General features: G+C 72.9%; 15 protein-coding genes. 3 read left to right on the top strand and 12 right to left on the bottom strand.

Annotated features, from left to right (window positions below):
- Positions 1-92 precede the first annotated feature (92 nt).
- The 7 genes from FIV44_RS32495 to FIV44_RS20560 form a co-directional block, all read right to left on the bottom strand.
- The gene (locus FIV44_RS32495) at positions 93-1091 is read right to left on the bottom strand and encodes an ABC transporter permease (RefSeq protein ID WP_141006079.1); all 999 of its coding nucleotides are present in this window, start codon (positions 1089-1091) and stop codon (positions 93-95) included.
- Positions 1075-2592: a sugar ABC transporter ATP-binding protein gene (locus tag FIV44_RS20585; protein ID WP_141006078.1), complete on the bottom strand. Its 1518-nt coding sequence runs from the start codon at positions 2590-2592 to the stop codon at positions 1075-1077. Before FIV44_RS20585 ends, FIV44_RS32495 begins: the two co-directional genes overlap by 17 nt.
- A gap of 20 nt (positions 2593-2612) precedes the next feature.
- Positions 2613-3644 carry a sugar ABC transporter substrate-binding protein gene (locus FIV44_RS20580; RefSeq protein WP_141006077.1) on the bottom strand — a complete coding sequence of 344 codons (1032 nt, stop codon included), beginning with the start codon at positions 3642-3644 and terminating at the stop codon, positions 2613-2615.
- A 77-nt stretch (positions 3645-3721) separates the two neighbouring features.
- On the bottom strand, positions 3722-4564 hold the full coding sequence (locus FIV44_RS20575) for a polysaccharide deacetylase family protein (protein ID WP_141006076.1): 843 nt from the start codon (positions 4562-4564) through the stop codon (positions 3722-3724).
- A 33-nt stretch (positions 4565-4597) separates the two neighbouring features.
- Positions 4598-5470, bottom strand: coding sequence for a carbon-nitrogen hydrolase family protein (locus FIV44_RS20570; protein WP_141006075.1), 873 nt, complete (start codon positions 5468-5470; stop codon positions 4598-4600).
- Between the two features lie 23 nt (positions 5471-5493).
- Complete coding sequence (locus FIV44_RS20565) at positions 5494-6219, bottom strand: SDR family NAD(P)-dependent oxidoreductase (RefSeq protein ID WP_141006074.1); 726 nt, start codon at positions 6217-6219, stop codon at positions 5494-5496.
- Positions 6220-6255: 36 nt separating this feature from the next.
- Positions 6256-6975 carry an SDR family NAD(P)-dependent oxidoreductase gene (locus FIV44_RS20560; RefSeq protein WP_141006073.1) on the bottom strand — a complete coding sequence of 240 codons (720 nt, stop codon included), beginning with the start codon at positions 6973-6975 and terminating at the stop codon, positions 6256-6258.
- Between the two features lie 267 nt (positions 6976-7242).
- Between FIV44_RS20560 and FIV44_RS20555 the strand changes: the two genes are divergently transcribed.
- Positions 7243-8643 carry an ethanolamine ammonia-lyase subunit EutB gene (locus FIV44_RS20555; protein WP_141006072.1) on the top strand — a complete coding sequence of 467 codons (1401 nt, stop codon included), beginning with the start codon at positions 7243-7245 and terminating at the stop codon, positions 8641-8643.
- Complete coding sequence (eutC, locus tag FIV44_RS20550) at positions 8640-9377, top strand: ethanolamine ammonia-lyase subunit EutC (RefSeq protein WP_141006071.1); 738 nt, start codon at positions 8640-8642, stop codon at positions 9375-9377. The genes FIV44_RS20555 and eutC overlap by 4 nt, the downstream gene beginning before the upstream one ends.
- A 7-nt stretch (positions 9378-9384) precedes the next feature.
- Here the strand turns inward: eutC and FIV44_RS20545 are convergent, their stop codons facing one another.
- Entirely contained in the window at positions 9385-10308 is a 924-nt protein-coding gene (locus FIV44_RS20545; RefSeq protein WP_141006070.1) for an SPFH domain-containing protein, read from the bottom strand.
- An 86-nt stretch (positions 10309-10394) separates the two neighbouring features.
- Here FIV44_RS20545 and FIV44_RS20540 point away from each other — a divergent pair, with 86 nt between their 5' ends.
- The gene (locus FIV44_RS20540) at positions 10395-11735 is read left to right on the top strand and encodes a hypothetical protein (RefSeq protein ID WP_141006069.1); all 1341 of its coding nucleotides are present in this window, start codon (positions 10395-10397) and stop codon (positions 11733-11735) included.
- On the opposite strand, the gene FIV44_RS20535 is transcribed toward FIV44_RS20540, so the two are convergent.
- The 4 genes from FIV44_RS20535 to FIV44_RS20520 form a co-directional block, all read right to left on the bottom strand.
- Complete coding sequence (locus FIV44_RS20535) at positions 11717-11899, bottom strand: DUF3073 domain-containing protein (RefSeq protein ID WP_141006068.1); 183 nt, start codon at positions 11897-11899, stop codon at positions 11717-11719. The genes FIV44_RS20540 and FIV44_RS20535 overlap by 19 nt on opposite strands.
- A 143-nt stretch (positions 11900-12042) precedes the next feature.
- A complete protein-coding gene (gene purM / locus FIV44_RS20530; protein ID WP_141006067.1) occupies positions 12043-13104 on the bottom strand; it encodes a phosphoribosylformylglycinamidine cyclo-ligase in 1062 nt (353 codons plus the stop codon).
- 10 nt (positions 13105-13114) lie between these two features.
- Entirely contained in the window at positions 13115-14578 is a 1464-nt protein-coding gene (purF, locus tag FIV44_RS20525; RefSeq protein WP_141006066.1) for an amidophosphoribosyltransferase, read from the bottom strand.
- A 189-nt stretch (positions 14579-14767) separates the two neighbouring features.
- Positions 14768-16162: an FAD/NAD(P)-binding protein gene (locus FIV44_RS20520; protein WP_246086520.1), complete on the bottom strand. Its 1395-nt coding sequence runs from the start codon at positions 16160-16162 to the stop codon at positions 14768-14770.
- Positions 16163-16172: the final 10 nt, after the last annotated feature.

The following is a 16172-nucleotide window of genomic DNA, read 5'->3' as shown; positions in this document are numbered from 1 at the left end:
TCCCCCTCCGAGCAGAGCCCGAGCCCCTCCCCCGAGGATAGACGGCGCCGCCCGGGCCCGGCCGCGCTCGCCGATCGCCGGTCGATCGCCGCTCAGGAGCGCCGGCTGCGCGACCAGGAGTCGAGCGCGACGGCGAGCAGCACGATGGTCCCCTTGGCGATCAGCTGCCAGTTCTGCGACAGGTTGAGGCTGTAGAAGAGGTTGGTCAGCGTCGCGAAGATGAGCAGGCCGACCGCACTGCGCCACACCGCGCCCTCGCCGCCGCGCAGCGACGTACCGCCCACGATCACGATGGCGATCGCGTCGAGGGCGATGTTGGCGCCCACGTCGGCCTGGCCGACGCCGAGCCGCGAGGCGTCGATGGTGCCCGCGAACGCCGCCAGGACGCCGGTGAGGACGTAGACGCTGGCCGTCAGGTCCTTGACCCGCAGGCCGGAGAGCCAGCCCGCCTCGTGGTTGCCGCCGACGGCGTAGATGTTGCGGCCGTAGCGGGTCATCGCGAGCGCGATCCCGCCGATCACGAACGTGACGACGAGGATCAGGATCGGCGTCGGGATCCCGGCGACGCTCGAGCGGGCGAGGATCTTGAAGCTCGGGTCGGACACGATGAACGGCGCCGAGTTCGAGTAGAGGTAAGCGACCCCGGAGATCACCGACGCACTGCCGAGCGTGGCGACGAACGGGTTGATCCCCACCCGGGCGACGAGCACGCCGTTGGCGACCCCGCAGACGAGACCGGCGAGGACCGCCGCGCCGATGCCCACGACCGGCGACCCCGTGGAGAGCGCGACGCCCGCGGAGACGGTCGCCCCCAGCGCGTACGTCGCGCCGACCGACAGGTCGAAGCCGCCCGAGATGATCACGAACGTCATGCCGAGCGCCACGATGCCGACCGCGGTGTTCTGCAGCAGCAGGTCCCGCAGGTTGGCCGGGGCGAGGAAGCCCGGGTAGAGGATGCTCGCGAGCGCGACCAGGCCGACGAGCACCACGATCATCGCGAAACGGGAGGCCAGCGGCGCGAGCGAGGCGCCCTCGGCCGGCGGCATGGCGGCCACCGGCCCGGCGGGCGAGAGTTCAGTGGACGGGTTCATGGGTCTCTCCTGTGCTGAAGCCGTGACGCACGACGGCGTCGACGTTGAATTCGGGGTCGTCGCTGGGGATCTCGCGCACGACGGAGCCGTGGGCGAAGACCAGGAGCCGGTTGGCGATCGCGAGCACCTCCTCCAGCTCCGAGGAGGTGACGACCACCGCGGCACCCTCGGCAGCCAGGCGCACCAGCGAGGTGAGCACCTCGGCCTTCGCGCCGATGTCGATGCCCCGGGTCGGCTCGTCGACGAGGAAGACGTCGGGCCGGTGTCCGGCCCACTTCGCCAGCAGCACCTTCTGCTGGTTGCCGCCGGACAGGTTGCGCACCGGCTCGCCGAGCCGCGAGCGCTTGAAGGCGAAGAAGTCGGCGGTCTCGGCCGCCTCGGCCCGCTCGGCGCCACGGTCCAGGAAGACCCGTCGGCCGTCGTCGCGACCGAGCCGGTAGTTGCTGACGCCGTCCATGCCGAGCACCAGCGCCTGCTTGCGGGACTCCGGCACCATCACCACGCCCCGGCCGACCGCCTGGCGCACCGAGCGTGGCCACGGCACCGGCTCGCCGGCCAGGCGCAGCTCGCCGGACGAGGCCGGCTCGGCACCGGCGAGCGAGCGGAGGAAGGTCGTCCGACCGGAGCCGACCAGCCCCCAGAGTCCGACGATCTCGCCGGCCCGGACCGTGACGTCGATGTCGTGCAGCACCCCCGGCAGCTCGACGCCGCGCGCCGCCAGGACCTCCGCGCCGAACGGGTGGGTGCCGCGGTCGGCGAGCTTGTCCACCGTGCGCCCGACCATGTGCTCGATGAGCGTCGGCCTGCTCCACTCGCCGCGCGGGGCGCTGCGCACGACGTGACCGTCGCGCAGCACGGTGATGGTGTCGCTCAGGTCCAGCACCTCGTCGAGGTTGTGGCTGACGAAGACGATCGTCGTCCCGCGTGCCGTCAGCCGGCGCAGGATCCGGTAGAGCGTCTCCCGCTCGTGCTCGGCCAGCGCGGCCGTCGGCTCGTCGAGCACCAGCACCCGGCCGTTGCTCTCGATGCCGCGCATGATCTCGAGCATCTGCTGCTGCGAGACCGACAGGTCCCGGGCCAGCGCCGTCGGCGGTACGTCGATCTCCAGGTCCGCGCAGAGCTCGAGGTAGCGCCGCCGCATCGCGCGGCCGTCCAGGAGACCGCGCCGGGTCCGGACCTGGCCGAGGAAGACGTTCGCCTCCGCGGTCAGGCCCGGCACCATGGTCAGCTCCTGGTAGACCGCCACGAGGCCGCGCTCCCGGCTCTCGCGCGGGTTGCCTCCGTGCATCCGGTGGCCGAACACCTCGACGACTCCCGCGTCGGCGGACAGCCGGCCGCTGACCATGCCGAGGAGGGTGGACTTGCCAGCGCCGTTCTCGCCGACGAGGGCGTGGACCTCCCCGGCACGGACGGTGAGGTCGGCGCCGGCGACGGCGACCGCGCCGCCGAAGACCTTGCGCGCGCCGCGGCAGGAGATGGCGGGCGTGTGGATGTCGCTCATGACGGTCTCCAGGACCCTGCTCAGTACTCGGCCGTGAACTGCGCGACGTTCTCCTTGGTGGCGAACGGCGTGCCGGGGAGGGTGTCGGACTCGGCGAGGTTGATGAACACCGGGACGTCCTCGCCCTCGACGTACCGGGCGACGGCCTCGATCGCCTCCCGGGTCTCGACGCGGGGCAGCATCATCACCGAGCTGGTCAGCGCACCGGACGCGACGTTCTGCAGCGCCCACTCGTCGCCGCCGAAGTCGTAGATCTCGACGTCCTTGTTGCCGACCGCCTCGACGACCCCGCGGGTCATGCCGGAGAAGTTCGACATGATCACGTCGACGTCCGGGTTCGCCTGGACGATCGTCTGGGCCGCGTCGAACGCCTTGGGCGTGGTGTAGTCGGTGGTCTGCTTGGCGACGACCTCGAAGCCCTCGGCCTCCTCGAACGCCTTGGCCGCCTCGAAGAAGCAGAGCGTGTTGGCGTTGAGGTCCGGCCCGGACACGAGCGCGATCTTGGCGCCGTCGGGGTGGGAGTCGATCACGTCCTGGACCCAGTCCTCGTAGACGTCGAGGGTCTGCCCGCCGACGTACGTGATCGTGCCGGGCTGGTGCGTCTCCTCGCCGAGCTCGGTGGCGCGCCCGCAGATCGGCAGGTTGAACACCGACACCAGGACGTTCTTCTCCGGAGCCTGCTGGGTGAGGATGTCGCAGACCAGGTTGCCGTCGTTGGGCTCGACGACGAAGGCGTTGTACTTGCCGCTCGTCAGGGCCTGCTGCATCTGGTCGAACTGCACCTGCGCGTCGAACGCGCCGTCGAAGACGTCGAGGTCGGCGCCGATCTCGCCGGCGGTCTTCTTCGCCTCGTCGATCGCGGCCTGCAGGTAGGAGTTGCTGGTGCCGGCCGAGAAGTAGGCGATCTTCAGGTCGGCGGGATCGCTGACCGGGGCGTCGATGATCTCGGTCGACGCGGACGCCGTGTCCGTGACGCCCGAGGAGCAGCCGGCCATGGCCAGGCAGACGGCGACGCCGGCGACGGCGGCGGAGAGGAGGGGACGGTGCTTCATGGTGGGTTCCTTCGAACGTGGGGGTCGGGACGGGCGCGACGCTGCGCCCCGGTGAGCCCGAGACAGGTGCCGGCGGATCAGTCCTCGGTCCAGGTGTCGTAGATGTCGCTCAGCGAGGCGAACCAGACGCCCTCGTGGGACGCCATGTGGTCGAGCAGCCGCTCGAGGCCCAGCAGGTGGTGGGCGCGGGCCGCGGTCTGCGGGTGCAGGGTGATCGCCAGGACCGGGTCGGTCTCCCGCTGGTAGGCGAAGTCGAAGTGGTCCTGGAAGCGCTGGAACATGACCTCGCTGGAGCCGAGGCCCGGGTTCACGCCGGGGATGTACTCGCCGACCGGGAAGTCGTCGAGGTACCACGAGACGGGGAACTCCAGCAGCGGGCTCGGCGGGCCGAACACCGAGCCCTCCTCCCAGCGCACGTCCACCGGACGCGGGTGGTAGGGCTGGAAGTCGTGGCCCATGAGCGAGGAGTCCCACTCGAAGCCGGTCTTCTCCAGCAGCTCCAGGGTGTGCTCGGTGAAGTCCCAGGCGGGCGAGCGGTAGCCGCGCGGGGCCTTGCCGACATGCTTGAGGTGGCCCTCGATGGTCTGCTCCATGAGGCGGATCTCGGTGTCCCGGTCCAGGCTCGGGACGGACTCGTGGTAGCAGCCGTGGGCGGCGACCTCCTGGCCCGCCTCGACGATCCTGGCGAACGCGTCGGGGAAGGTCTCCATCGTGTGCACCGGCGTGCACCAGGTGCCCTGGATGTCGTAGCGCTCGAAGAGGTCGAGCAGCCGCGGTACGCCGACGGTCGCGCAGTACTCCCCGCGCGAGAGGTAGCTGGGGCTGGTCTTGTCGAAGGTGCCCATCCACACGGCGTGGGCGTCGAAGTCGGCGCCGATGTTGACGGCGATCTTCTTGCCCTCCGGGAGGTTGAGAGGCATGGCGTTGCTCCTTGGGGGTTCGGGCGGTTCGGGTCAGAGGGTGAGGTGGGCGTACTTCTCGTAGAGATCGCGACGCCGGCCGCGGTCCTTGTGGGTCGTGGCCGCGCCGGTGCGCCGGTTCTCGGCCAGCAGGTCGAGGTCGAGCTCGTAGCCGATCGCGTCCTGCTCGTTGGTGCGCGCCTCGGCGAGGACCCCGTTCGCGGGGAAGGCGAGGTCGCACGGCGACAGCACCGAGGCCCGCGCCCAGCCCGGCGCGAGCGGGGCGTCCAGGTGGGAGACGGTCGGGCAGTGCACGACGTACACCTGGTTCTCGATCGCCCGGGCCGCGGCGCAGTGCCGCACCCGCCAGAAGCCCGCCTCGGTGAACGTGTACGACGGCACCAGCAGCACCTCGGCGCCCATCGCGGTCAGCGTCGTGCAGACCTCGGGGATCTCCGCCTCGTAGCAGATCGCGATCCCCACGGTGACGCCGTCGATCTCGTGCACGGCGAGCTCGTCGCCCTCGCCGGTGTCCCAGTCGGCCTCGGCCGGGAAGATGTGGGTCTTGGCGTGCCGGTGGACCTCGCCACCGGGGCCGAAGAGGAAGGCGACGTTCTCGTGCCCGCCGGGCGTGGCCACCAGGTGGGTGCCGGCCAGGATCCACTGGCCGCGGCGCGCGGCCTCCTCGGTGAAGAGCGCGACGTAGGCGTCGGTGTGCTCGGCGATCCGGGTGAGCTGGGCGATCTCGTGCTCGCGCCAGCCGGGGTCGGTGGTGAACAGCGACTCGGTGACCAGCTCGGGCAGGACGACCACCCGCGCGTGCGGCGTCCGGTCCAGCAGCGCCCGGACCTGGTCGGCCCAGGCGTCGAAGGAGTCGACCTCGCGCAGCTCGAACTGCGCGGCGGCCACGGTCAGGGTGCGGCTCATCGGATGTCCTCTCGTCGGGTCGGTCACTGGGCGAGCAGGCCGCCGTCGATGACCAGCTCGCTGCCGGTCACGTAGCGGGACTCGTCGCTGGCGAGGTAGACGCAGCCCCACGCGATGTCGCGGGGCTCGGCGCCGTAGCCGAGCGGTGTCAGCGCGATCACCTCGGCGTTCTTCTCCGCGGGCTGCGCGTCGGTGAGCGGGGTGGTCACCCAGCCGGGGATCACCGTGTTCACGCGGACGCCGCGGCGCGCGTAGGTCACCGCGCCGTTGCGGGTCAGGCCGCGCACGCCGCCCTTGGCCGCCTGGTACGCCGCGACGCCCTCCGAGCCGACCACGCCCCAGGCCGAGGAGAGGTTGATGATCGACCCCGAGCCCTGGGCGAGCATCGGCCCGAGCGCGGCGCGCATCCCGAGGAAGACCCCGGTCTGGTCGACGCCGACCACGCGCGCCCAGTCCGCGGCGGTGACGGCGTCGATCGCGGCGTAGTCGATGACGCCCGCGTTGTTGACCAGCACGTCGAGCCGGCCGTGCCGGGCGACGACCTCGTCGACCACCCGAGCCCAGGCGTGCTCGTCGGTCACGTCCAGCTCGGCGTACTCCAGGTCGGGGCCGTCGACCTCCTGCTCGGGCTTCTCCAGGTCCGCGACGACGACCGTCGCGCCCTCCTCGGCGAACAGCCGGGCGGTGGCCAGGCCGATGCCGACGGCGCCGCCGGTCACCACGGCCACCTTGTCCTTGAGTCGGTCCATGTCGCTCTCTCTCGATCCGTTCTGTGTCGGGGCGGGTCAGCGGGCCAGGTAGCCGCCGTCGACCGGCAGGTCGACCCCGGTGATGAACCGCGCGCGGTCGGACACGAGGAACCAGACGGCGTCGGCCACGTCCTCCGGCTCGCCGCCGGCGCCCATCGGCGTGGCGTCGAGGAAGGCCTCGTTGAGGTCGTCGGTCTGGCCGAGGGTCAGCGGGGTGCGGATCCAGCCCGGGAGCACGGCGTTCGCGCGGATGCCCTCGCGGGCGTAGGTCACCGCGGCGTTCTTCGTCATCGTCAGCACGGCGTGCTTCGAGGAGTGGTACGCCGCGACGCCCGGGACCGAGGTGGCGCCGCAGATCGACGAGATGTTCACGATCGCGCCCGAGCGCTGCTGTCGCATCGGGCCGAGCGCGGCCTGCATGCCCAGCAGCACGCCGGTCTGGTTGATCGCCACGATCCGCTCCCACTCGGCCAGCGGCAGCTCGTGGAGCTGGTCGTAGCCGGAGACGCCCGCGTTGTTGACGAGGATGTCGAGCCGGCCGTGCTCCGCGACGGTCTCGCCGACGACCTCGGCCCAGCGCTGCGCGGACGTGACGTCGTGCGACCGGGTCACGATGTGGTCGCCGAGGTCCGACTGGTCGCGCACGTCGGTCGCCACGACCTGCGCCCCGGCCTCGGCCAGCCGTGTCGCGACGGCGTACCCGATGCCCTGGGCGGCGCCGGTCACGAGCGCCACGCGCCCCGTCAGGTTGTCCATGCGTCCTGCTTCCTCGTCGTGCGGTCCGGGTCACACACCCGGCGGTGACGAGGACCGTAGGAAGCCCGGGCGGGGCGGCGCGTCGGTCGTTTGACGTATCTGCGGGGCGCCCGAGCGTGGGCGAAACCAGACCTTCACGAACGGAGCGGTCCGCCGTAACGGTGTCCTCGGGAGGCTGTCCGCGGGATACGTCGATCGACCGACGCGCCCGACCGGCGGGCCGGCCTACGCTGGCCGGTCCGTGGACCCACGACGAAGGGAGCCGGCGTGAGGTACGCGCACCAGGCCCGAGGCCGGTCGTACACCTTCTCCTCGCTGGTGGAGGTGCTCGGCAAGGCGTCGCCCGCGCGCTCGGGCGACGTCCTCGCGGGATGTGCCGCGGAGTCCGCCGCGGAGCGGGCGGCGGCCCAGTGGGCGCTGGCCGACGTACCGCTGACGGCCTTCCTCGAGGAGCCGGTCGTGCCGTACGAGACCGACGAGGTGACCCGGCTGATCCTCGACGGCCACGACCGGCTCGCGTTCGCGCCGCTGCAGCACCTGACCGTCGGGGGCCTGCGGGAGTGGCTGCTCGCCACCGCCGCCGGCCCCGGGGCCTCGTCCGCGCTCGCCGCCGTCGCGGCGGGCCTGACGCCGGAGATGGTGGCGGCGGCCAGCAAGCTGATGCGCAACCAGGAGCTCATCGCCGTCGGCGCGGCGACGGAGGTGGTGACCGGCTTCCGCTCGACCGTGGGCCTCTCGGGGCGGCTGGCCACCCGGCTGCAGCCCAACCACCCCACCGACGATCCCGCCGGCGTCGCCGCGGCGGTGCTCGACGGCCTCCTCTTGGGCTGCGGGGACGCGGTGATCGGGATCAACCCCGCCTCCGACAACCCCGAGACGGTCGCCCGCCTGCTCCGGCTGCTCGACGACGTGCGGCAGCGCTACGAGATCCCCACCCAGTCCTGCGTGCTGACGCACGTCACGACCACCATCGACCTGGTCGCCGCGGGTGAGCCGGTGGACCTGGTGTTCCAGTCGATCGCCGGCACCGAGGCCGCGAACGCCGGCTTCGGCGTCGATCTCGCCGTCCTCGCCGAGGGCCGGGAGGCCGCCCTCTCGCTCGCCCGCGGCGAGGTCGGCGGACAGGTGATGTACTTCGAGACCGGTCAGGGCTCGGCGCTCTCCGCCGGCGCGCACCACGGCACGGGCGGCCGTCCCGTCGACCAGCAGACGCTCGAGGCCCGGGCGTACGCCGTCGCGCGGGCCTTCGACCCCTTCCTGGTCAACACGGTGGTCGGCTTCATCGGCCCGGAGTACCTCTACGACGGCAAGCAGATCGTCCGCGCCGGCCTGGAGGACCACTTCTGTGGCAAGCTGCTCGGGGTCCCGATGGGGGTCGACGTCTGCTACACCAACCACGCCGAGGCCGACTCGGACGACACCGACACGCTGCTGACACTGCTGGTGGCGGCCGGATGCAGCTTCGTGATCACCGTGCCCGGGGCCGACGACGTGATGCTCGGCTACCAGTCGACGAGCTACCACGACGCCCTCTACGCGCGCCGCATCGGCGGCAAGCGGCCGGCGCCGGAGTTCGAGGCCTGGCTGGAGCGGGTCGGCCTGCTCGCGGAGGACGGCGGCATCCGCCCGGTCGATCCCGCCCGCAGCCTCCTGCGGGAGCTCGTATGAGCCGGCCCGCAGGGAGCGACTTCTGGACGGCGCTGCGCGCCCACACCCCGGCCCGGATCGGGCAGTCCCGGCACGGCGAGGCGCCCGGCACCCGTGAGCGGCTGGAGTTCGCGAGCGCCCACGCGGCCGCGCGCGACGCCGTGCATACGCCCCTCGACGTCCCGGCGCTCGTCGCCGACCTCGCCGCCGTCCCGGGCCTCACGGAGCCGGTGCTCGTCGCCTCCGCGGCGCCCGACCGGGCGACGTACCTCACCCGGCCGGACCTGGGGCGCCGGCTCCGCGACCCGCTGCCGCCGGCCGAGCCGGGCGCGGACATCGTGGTCGTCCTCGCCGACGGCCTGAGCGCCACCGCCGTGCAGCGGCACGCCGCGGGCGTGCTGCGGGAGCTGTTGCCGCTGCTGCCGGGCACCCGCTGGGCGCCCCCGGTGGTCGCCTCCCAGGCCCGGGTGGCGCTCGCCGACCACGTCGGCGCGGCGTGGGGGGCACGGCTCACGCTGGTGCTGATCGGCGAGCGGCCCGGGCTGACCACGGCGGACAGCCTCGGCGCCTACCTGACCTGGGCGCCCCGGCCGGGCACACCGGACTCGGCCCGCAACTGCGTCTCCAACATCCACCCGCCGCACGGGCTCGACCACGCGACCGCCGCCCGCACCATCGCCTCCCTCGTACGCGGCGCACGCCAGCTGCAGGCGACCGGCGTCACCCTGAAGGAGGGCCGGCTCGAGCTCGCCTGACCGATGCTCAGCGGCTCGCCTGCGGCAGCACGACCGCCGATCCGCCGCCCGGCCAGCACGAGAAGCCGGCGGGGACGGGCTGCTTGTCCTCGACCATCAGCTGCAGCGTGTCGAGGCAGCGCGACACGAGCACGTTGGGGTCCTGGCTGACCGACTCGGCGAGCGCCTTGTTGGCGGCGGCCTGCGCCTCGGCGGTGGCCTTGCGCTGGAGGGCGACCTGGGTGTTGGCGACCTCGGCCTGGAAGTCGTTGATCTTCTTCTGGGTGGTCTGGCTGAGCTCCAGGTAGGAGAGGGTGATCGTCTCGACCCGGATCAGGCTGCCGCCGGCGGTCACTCGCGCGCTCATCGACTCCCCGATCTCGGCGGCCATGGCGTCGTAGTCCGGCGCGAAGTCCGCGTCGGCGGCGTTCTCGGCGGTCGGGTCGATGACCCGGATCTCCTCGGTGGGGTCGTAGCCGCCCAGGACCTGGTTGACGGCTGCCTTGAAGACCGTGGAGACCAGCGCCTTGCGGACGTTGGCGTTGACGTCGTCGGAGCGGTACGACGAGTAGATCTCGTCGGCCTTCTCCCCGACGATCCGCCACCGGATGGTCGTGGTGACGCAGGCCGTCGTGCCGTCGCCGATGCGGACCCGGATGCACCCGTCGCCGGAGTACTCCTGGGTCTGGATGGTGCCGTCGAGCTCGGTGACCTTCTCCCACGGCGCCTTCAGGTGCAGGCCGGGCCCGAACGCGGCCCGCGGCTTGCCGAAGGTGGTGACCACGCCGACGTTCTTGGCCTCGACGATGGTGGTGGCGGAGGACACCAGCACCACGACGCCCAGCAGGGCGGGCACCACGGCCATCCAGCGCCGCAGGCGCAGGCGCGGTGCGGTGACGGCGAGGGCGAGCGCCCCGAGGAGGAGCAGGACGGTCAGGACCAGGGCGGACATGGGCCAGATTCTGGCAGCCGCGTCCCGCGCGCCGACCGTGGGAGGTGGCCGGGCAGGAACGCGACCATGCCGCGTAGGGTGCGCGCGTGCTGCCGCGCTTCGAGATCGTCGCCCGCCACCGGCCCGTGGCGCTGGTGGCGGCGCCCGACACGTTCCCGCTGCGCGCGCCGTTCGGGGCGGTCGAGGCCGGGCTGACCGGTGCCGCGGCGGAGCTGAGGCTGGCCGGCCCGGACGGGACCCGGCTGGCGGTCCGGCTCGAGGACGGCCGGGCGTCGCTGCGTGTGGGCGAGCAGGCGGTGCGCAGCCGGCGGTACGGACGGGTGGCGACGCCGCCGCTGCGGCTCGGTCTCACGCTGACCGGGAGCCATCTCGCGGTGCTGACCCTCGAGGGGGACGCCTGGGTCGTGCGGGGGCGGATCGACCTGCGCGAGGCCGGCGGCCCCGACACCCGGGACCCGGAGTGGCTGGCCGGGCTGACGTGGGAGGCCTCGGGCGGGGTCGACGACGTGCGCGCCGGGGCGTTCGGCCAGCTGGGACTGCGCGACATCCGGCTGGTGTCGCACGCCGACGGGTCGCCGTACCGGACGGCGGAGGGGGACGTGCTGCTCACCGCCACCAGCGCCGGGCCGGGGTTCTTCGACACCGCGCACACGTCGGTGTGGTCGCTCTCCCCCGCCGGCGAGCTCGCCTGGCGCAGCGACCTGTTCTTCGAGCGGCCCGACCGGCCGGGCGTGTACGGCGACCACGCCACGCACCTGGTCCGCGACGGCGAGCGCTGGCTGGTCGCCACGAGCACCTGGTCGGACTTCCCCGCACGGAAGGCGGACCGGGTCCCCGGCGCGCTCGGGATCACGCTCGCCGAGTCGGCCGCCGACCTGACCCGTGGTCAGCACGTGCTGCCCACCCGGCGGCTCGACCTGCCCGCCGACGGCCCGAGCGTCGGCATGTGGGACCCGCACCTGGTGCGGGTCGGTGGGACGGACGGAACCGGCGGCTGGCTGGTCGGCTACGTCAGCGCCCGCAGGTTCTTCGACTTCCACCCGGTGCTCGCCGCCGGCCCGACCCTCGACCACCTCGCGCTGCGGGGCGCGGCGACCGACCGGCGCGCGACCGAGGGCACCACCCTGCTCCGCGTCGGCGAGGACTGGAAGGTGCTCGCCAGCGACGGCAGGGACAACCGCCGGACGGTCCGTGGCCGGTTCCCGGTGTTCGACACCGCCCTACGCGAGGTCGGCACCCTGGCCGCGCCGTACCCCACCAACATCCCGTGGCCGACCGTCGTCCCGCCCGACCCGGGCGTGCCGGGCGACGCGTGGCGGCTGGTGACCTTCGACGGGCATCGGTACGGCGGCAGGCTGGCCGGCTACGGCACCCACGGGGATGTCGTGGTGATGCGTGAGGTGCCGCGTCAGTCGCGGTCGGCGTAGTCCGACCACTTGTCGAGGTCGGCGTCGTCGGGCGCCGCCTCTTCCCGGTCGACCGGCTCACCGTGGAGCTCACGCGCGAGAGCGCTGAGATCCGTGTCGTGAGTGCGGTACTTCAGGTCGCGCGCGACCTTGGTCTGCTTGGCTTTCGCTCGGCCGCGGCCCATAGGGTCCAGCCCCCTCGCACACTTGGCCGGGTGCCCTCCGGGCCCCGGACTGCTGAATCAGAGTCTCGTGGGTCCAACGGTACATGGCCGGTGGCTGTTCCCGCACGCCGGGGACGACGCCACGCCGGAGCGTGAGGCCGACGTCACCAGCCGGGGTGCTGGCCGACCAGCTCGACGGTGCCCTTCTGCGCGGGGTCGACGGCGACCTCGCCGGCCACCCAGGAGTCGATGCCGAGCTCGGCCAGGCGGGCCAGGGCGGCGGCGGCGGCGGAGGGCGCGACGAGGGCGACCATGCCGACGCCGCAGTTGAGGGTGGCCTCGAGGTCGGGCTGGGCGACGTCGCCGAGGCGGCGGACCAGGTCGAAGACGGGGGCGGGGGTCCAGGTGGCGCGGTCGAGGGTGGCCTTGAGCTCGGGCGGCATCACCCGGGCGAGGTTGTTGGCGAGGCCGCCGCCGGTGACGTGGGCCATCGCGTGGGTCTCGGTCTCGCGCGCGATCGCGAGGCAGGGCTTGGTGTAGAGCCGGGTGGGCTCGAGCAGCTCCTCGCCGAGGGTGCGGCCGAGCTCCTCGACGTGGCGGTCGACGGTCCAGCCGGCCTGGGTGAAGAACACGTGCCGGGCCAGGGAGTAGCCGTTGGAGTGCAGGCCGCTGGCGGCCATCGCGAGCACCACGTCGCCGGGACGCACCCGACCGGGACCGAGCAGGTCGTCGGCCTCGACCACGCCGGTGGTGGCGCCGGCGACGTCGTACTCGTCCGGGTCGAGCAGGCCGGGGTGCTCGGCGGTCTCGCCGCCGACCAGCGCGCAGCCGGCCTCGACGCAGGCCTCGGCGATGCCCTTGACGATCGCGGCGATCCGCTCGGGGACGACCTTGCCGGTGGCGATGTAGTCGGTCATGAACAGCGGCTCGGCCCCGCACACGACGAGGTCGTCGACGACCATGCCGACCAGGTCGAAGCCGATCGTGTCGTGCTTGTCCATCAGCTGCGCGACCGCGACCTTGGTGCCGACGCCGTCGGTCGAGGTGGCGAGCAGCGGCTTCCGGTACGACGTCAGCGCGCTCGCGTCGAAGAGGCCGGCGAAGCCGCCGAGGCCGCCGAGCATCTCGGGGCGACGCGCCTTCTCGACCCACTCCTTCATCAGGTCGACGGCGCGGTCCGCGGCCTCGATGTCGACGCCGGCGCGGGCGTAGGCGTTGTCAGCCACGGTCACTCCATCATGGATTGTTGAGGACGGGGAGGGCCTCGCCGTGCGGACGCAGCGTGGCCTCGAGCAGGTGCTTGCCGAGCAGGCTCTCGTCGGGCAGCTCGATCGGGTACTCGCCGGTGAAGCAGGCCGTGCACAGCGTGCTCTGCGGCTGGCCGGTCGCCTCGACCATGCCGTCGAGCGAGATGTAGCCGAGGCTGTCGGCACCGACACTGGCGGCGATCTCGGCGGGGTCGAGGCCGTTCGCGATCAGCTCGGCGCGGGTCGCGAAGTCGATGCCGTAGAAGCAGGGCCACTTCACCGGCGGGCTGGAGATCCGCACGTGGACCTCTGTCGCGCCGGCCTCGCGGAGCATCCGCACCTGGGCGCGCTGGGTGTTGCCGCGCACGATCGAGTCGTCGACCACGACGACCCGCTTGCCGCGGATCATGTGCTCGAGGGCGTTGAGCTTGAGCCGGATGCCGAGCTGGCGCAGGGTCTGCGACGGCTGGATGAAGGTGCGGCCGACGTAGGCGTTCTTGACGAAGCCCTGCCCGAACGGGATGCCGCTCTCCAGCGCGTAGCCGGAGGCGGCCGGCGTACCGGACTCGGGGACCGGGATGACCAGATCGGCCTCGACCGGGAACTCGCGGGCCAGCTGGCGACCCATCTCGACCCGGGCCTCGTGGACGCTGCGGCCCGCGATGGTGGCGTCGGGGCGGGCGAGGTAGACGTACTCGAACACGCAGCCCTTGCGCCGCGTCTCGGCGAACCTGTGGGAGCGCAGCCCGTCCTCGTCGATGACGAGCAGCTCGCCCGGCTCGACCTCGCGGATCACGCTGGCGCCGACGGTCGCGAGCGCGGCGTCCTCGCTGGCGACGACCCAGCCACGGTCGAGTCGGCCCAGCACGAGCGGGCGGATGCCCTCGGGGTCGCGGGCGGCGTACAGGGTGTTCTCGTTCATGAAGACGAACGAGAAGGCGCCGTGGACCTGCGGCAGCAGCTCCAGCGCGCGCGCCTCGAGCGAGGAGTCCGGGTGGTGCGCGAGCAGCGCGGTCACCAGGCTGGTGTCGTTGGTGGACGACTCCAGGTCGCGGGCGTGGATGTCGAGCTCGCCCTCGTCGCTGGGAAGGTCCTTGACCATCGCCGCGAGCTGGGCGGTGTTGATCAGGTTGCCGTTGTGGCCGAGTGCGATCGAGCCGTCCTCGGTGGGACGGAAGGTCGGCTGGGCGTTCTGCCAGGTGCTGGCGCCGGTCGTGGAGTAGCGGCAGTGGCCGACCGCGAGATGGCCCGCGAACGACTCCAGTGTGTTCTCGTCGAAGACCTGGGAGACCAGGCCCATGTCCTTGTAGACGAGGATCTGGCGCCCGTTGCTGACCGAGATGCCGGCGGACTCCTGGCCGCGGTGCTGCAGCGAGTAGAGACCGAAGTAGGTCAGCTTGGCGACGTCCTCACCCGGGGCCCATACGCCGAAGACTCCGCACACGTTGCGCAAGCCTACCGGCCGCGCGCGGGTTTAGAGATTCCGCCAGTAGATGCCGCCTGCTGCGCGCCGCGATACACGCACGCTGGCGGCGTTGCGGCCGCTCGAAAGGCGATCCAGCCTGCCTTCGCGTCCGCGCCTTGCCATCGCACGCGCCTCGCGACGCTCGCGACGCCGCCACCTACTGGCGGAATCTCTTACTCAGTTGGCGGCGACCTTGCGCGAGGTGCGCGCCACCACGGCGGCCGCGACCTGGGCGGCCTGGGCCCGGATCTCGGGGATGGCGGTCGACTCCCACAGCGTCCCCTTGCGCGGCGGGCCGACGACGTAGAGCCCGTCGACGACCCGTCCGTCGGCGCCGACCACCTCGCCGTCGGCGCTGGAGTCGAGCCCGAGGGCGAGCGGGTCGGCGGCGGCGGTGCCGCGGGCGACGAGGGCCCGGAGGAGGGGCTCGGCGCTCTGGCGTACGTCGGCGAGCGGGCCGGTGCAGTTGACGACCGCGTCCACCTCGACCGGCGACTGGCCGGCGGCGGTGGTGAGGCGACAGCGCTCGCCGAGGTCCTCCACGGCGTGCAGGACGCCGGCGTGGACGGCCAGGCGGTCGTCGTACCGGTAGGACTGGAGGCGAAGCGCGACCTCGGGCGCCATCCGGTGCCGGCGGATCTCCCAGTCGCGGGCGTGGACGTCGAGGAAGCGGCGCCGCTCGTCGAGCGGCAGCCGGCGCCAGAGCTCCTGGGTGAGCGGGCGGAGGCCGTCGACGACCGCGCGCCAGCCGACCCCGCGCTCGGCGGCGGCCCGGCACTCCTCGGCGACGGCGTCGGCGACGGCGTCGGCGGTCAGGGCGTCGTCGGGGACCTTGGTGACCCAGGCGGTGTGGGCCTGGCCGACGTGGGGCTTCGGCAGCAGGCCGTTGCGGCTGACCATGGTGACGTGCCGTTCCGGGCCGTCCTCGAGCAGCGTGATCACGGTGTCGATCGCGGTGAGGCCGGTGCCGACCACGACGACGCGGGCGTCCGCGGGCAGCGCCCGCAGCCGGGCCAGCTCCCAGGGGTTGGCGACATGCCAGGGCGCCTCCGGCAGCGCGGCCCCGTCGAGGGTCGTCAGGGGGCGCGGCGGCTGGTTGCCGTGGCAGAGGACGACCGCGTCCGCGGTGGCGGTGGAGCGCTCGGTGACGACGTCGAAGCCGGCCCCGTTCGGCACCACGTCGAGCACCCGGCCGGCGCGGATCCGGAGCCGGTCGTCGGCGACGTCGGCGAGCCGGTCCTGGAGGTAGATCGCGTAGTCGGCGCGCGGGAGGAAGCCCTGCGGGTCGCTGCTGCGCCCGGTCCGCAGCGCCCAGTCGAGCAGGTCGGAGGGGGCGTCCGGGAACGCGCTCATGTGACGCGCCCGGACGTTGAGCAGGTGCCGCTGGTCGTTGGTGCCGTACGCCACCCCGCGGCCGACGATCCCGCTCGCCTCGTGGACCACGACCTCCAGGCCCGGGTCGTCGGAGCGGACCAGCAGGTTGATCGCCGTGAGGACCCCGCTCGCGCCCCCGCCGATCACCGCCACCCGCGTGCGCTCGCTGACGGGTGCCGTGTCCTGGATCGACGTCATGCGAGTTAGT

It is taken from the genome of Nocardioides humi (assembly GCF_006494775.1).
GTDB lineage: Bacteria > Actinomycetota > Actinomycetes > Propionibacteriales > Nocardioidaceae > Nocardioides > Nocardioides humi.
Note: the sequence above shows the minus strand (reverse complement) of the source record. Positions and strands in the feature narration are given on the sequence as shown.